The following is a 2,702-nucleotide window of genomic DNA, read 5'->3' on the forward strand; positions in this document are numbered from 1 at the left end:
GTGGTCGATGCGGTCAAGCCGCCGCGCAATCCCTCGCACACGCCGGTGTTCCAGACCTTGCTGGCGTGGCAGACGCAGGACGAAGGGCGGTTGTCGCTGCCGGGCATCGAAGCGACGCCGACGGACACGGCGCTGCGCACGGCGCAGTTCGAACTGACCCTGGGCCTGCGCGAGAGCGCGCAGGGAATCGAAGGCGGAATCAACTACGCGACCGCGCTGTTCGATCGGGCGACAGTGGCGCGGTACGCGGATTACTGGCAGCGCTTGCTGTCGGCGATGGTGGAGGACGAAGCGGCGCCGGTGTCGGGGCTGCCGCTGCTGGGCGCGGACGAGCGCACGCAGGTGCTGCACGCGTGGAACGCGACGGCGAGCGACTACCCGCGCGATGCCTGCGTAGGCGAGTTGTTCGCCGCGCAAGCGTCGGCGCGGCCGGACGCGGTGGCGTTGGTGTGGGGCGAGCAGCGGGTGAGCTACGCCGCGCTGAACCGGCGCGCGAATCAGATAGCGCATTGGCTCGGTGCGCAGGGCATCGGCCGCGGCGCGCGGGTGGCGTTGTCGCTGTCGCGCGGCGTGCCGTTGCTGGAGACGGTGCTGGGCGTGCTGAAGGCGGGCGCGGCGTACGTGCCGATGGCGCCGGACCTGCCGCAGGCGCGGGTGGCGTTCTTGCTGGACGATGCGCAGCCGGCGTTGTTGATCGCGGATGCGACGGCGCAGTTGCCGGACACACCGGACGCATCGCGCCTATCGGGCATACCGGTCGTGAAGTTGGAGACGCTGGCCGACGAACTGTCGGCGCAGCCCGATCACGACCCGGCCGTGGCGCAGATGCACGCAACGCAACTGGCGTACGTGATCTACACCTCCGGTACGACCGGCACGCCGAAGGGCGTGCAGGTGTCGCATCGCAACGTGGTGAACTTCTGCTGCTGGTGCCGCGACGCCGGCCTGTTGGCCGCGGGCGTGCGCATGACCCAGTTCGCGCCGTACACCTTCGATGCATCGGCCGGCGAGATCTTCGCCGGCCTGCTGACCGGCGCGGAACTGCATCTGCTCGATGAGCAGACGATCCAGAGCCCGCCGCGGCTGCAGTCGTATCTGAGCGCGCAGCAGATCGGGTTCGCGGCGTTGCCGCCGGCCTACCTGCAGCAGATGGACCCGGTGCTGGCGCCGGCGGGCCTGAAGCTGTTGACCGCGGGTTCGGCGCCGACGCCGGAGCTGGTGCGGCGCTGGGCGGGCCGTGGCGAGTACGTGAACGGCTACGGCCCGACCGAGACGACGATCCTGTCGACGACGACGGCGCTGAGCGCCGACGAAGTCCGGATCAGCATCGGCCGACCGATCGCGAACACGCAGGTGTATGTGCTGGACGCGCATCGCCAGCCGGTACCGGTGGGAGTGACGGGCGAGCTGTGGATCGGCGGCGACGGGGTGACACCGGGGTATCTGAATCGTGAGGCGTTGACGGCGGAGCGGTATGTGTCCGATCCGTTCTCCGGCGCGGCAGACGCGCGGATGTACCGCACCGGCGATCTCGGCCGATGGTCGACCGATGGCAGCCTGGAGTTCGTGGGTCGCAACGACTTCCAGGTGAAGATCCGCGGATTCCGGATCGAGCTGGGCGAGATCGAGGCGAAGCTGATCGAATGCGCGGGCGTGCGCGAGGCGGTGGTGGTGGCGCGCGAGGACGGCGGCGAGCCGCGTCTGGTCGCGTACTGCCTGACCGATGAGGCGTCGACTGAGATCCTGGAAGCCGGCGCGCTGCGCGACCGTCTGGCCAGCCAGTTGCCCGAGTACATGGTGCCGGCCGCGTTCGTGCGGATGGCGTCGTGGCCGTTGACGGCGCACGGCAAGCTGGACCGCAAAGCCTTGCCGGCCCCCGATGACGAGGCCTACGCGCGTCGCGCCTACCAGGCGCCGCAGGGCGAGATCGAGCAGGCGCTGGCGCAGTTGTGGAGCCAGTTGCTGAAGGTCGAACAGGTCGGTCGCTGTGATGGCTTCTTCGAGCTGGGCGGCCACTCGTTGCTGGCGGTGCAGTTGAGTTCGCGGGTGCGGCAGACGCTGGGTGTGGAACTGCCGTTGCGCTGGGTGTTCGAGGCGCCGGTGCTGTGGCAACTGGCGCAGCGATTGGCGACGGGCGAAGCGGCGCAGCTGACGGCGATTACGCTGGCGCAACGGCAGTCGCACATGCCGCTGTCGCTGGCGCAGCAGCGCCTGTGGTTCCTGAGCCAGATCGACGGTGCGAGCGCGGCGTACCACTCGGCGGGCGCGCTGCGTTTGACCGGCCAGTTGGACATCGCGGCGCTGGAACGTTCGCTGCAAAAGATCGTGGCGCGGCATGAGTCGCTGCGCACGCGGTTCGTGCTGGTGGACGGGCAGCCGATGCAGCAGGTCGACGCGGACGCGACGCTGCGGATGCGATTTGAGGACCTGCGCGGCCAAGCGGATGCCGAGGCGTTGCGCGCGGCGCGCGGCGAAGCGCTGTACGCCCAGCCCTTCGACCTGCGCGCGGACCTGCCATTGCGGGTGCTGCTGGTGCAGACGGACGATGAGGACTACGGCTTGTACGTGGTGATGCACCACATCGTCTCCGACGGTTGGTCGATCGGGGTGATGCTGGCCGAACTGAGTCGCTTGTATACGGCCGACGTGGCCGGCGAAAGCGATCCGTTGCCGCCGCTGCCGATCCAGTACATCGACTACGC

The 2,702-nt window shown here is 69.3% G+C and carries 1 protein-coding gene; it reads left to right on the forward strand.

Features of this window, described 5'->3' with window-relative positions; translation table 11 throughout:
* The coding region (locus ACTOWJ_RS29330; protein ID WP_441338174.1) for an amino acid adenylation domain-containing protein at positions 1-2,702 on the forward strand (2,702 nt) is incomplete at both ends.

Origin of the sequence: Lysobacter sp. CA199 (assembly GCF_052078715.1) — a bacterium.
Classification (GTDB): Bacteria; Pseudomonadota; Gammaproteobacteria; order Xanthomonadales; family Xanthomonadaceae; genus Lysobacter.